Raw genomic sequence first — 371 nt, forward strand, 5'->3', positions numbered from 1 at the left:
TGACATTGATGTCGGAGACTTCCGACAGATCGCCGTCCTGCGGATCCTTGAGGGAGACGCCCATGCCGTCAACCCGCCGTCTGCGTGCGCGCGGGCGCCAGCGTGCGGAGCGGAGTGGCCGCGCCATCCCGCTCCAGACGCTCGAGATCGCGCGAGACATGCTGCAGCACCTCGCCGGAAGCATCCGACAGCAGAGCACGGTAGCCGGCAATGGCGCGGGCGAAGACGTTGTAGATGATCACGGCCGGAATGGCGGCGACCAGGCCGATCGCCGTGGCCAGCAAGGCCTCGGCGATGCCGGGGGCCACCACCGCCAGATTGGTGGTGTGCGACTGCGAGATGCCGATGAAGGAGTTCATGATGCCCCAGAC

1 protein-coding gene is annotated in these 371 nt (G+C 67.1%); it reads right to left on the reverse strand.

The window, feature by feature from the left end; all coding sequences use genetic code 11:
- Nucleotides 1–68: 68 nt before the first annotated feature.
- On the reverse strand, nt 69–371 hold a 303-nt coding region (locus BA190_RS34945), incomplete at its 5' end, for a MotA/TolQ/ExbB proton channel family protein (RefSeq protein ID WP_202908583.1).

This window comes from Labrys sp. WJW (assembly GCF_001676615.1).
Lineage (GTDB): Bacteria > Pseudomonadota > Alphaproteobacteria > Rhizobiales > Labraceae > Labrys > Labrys sedimenti.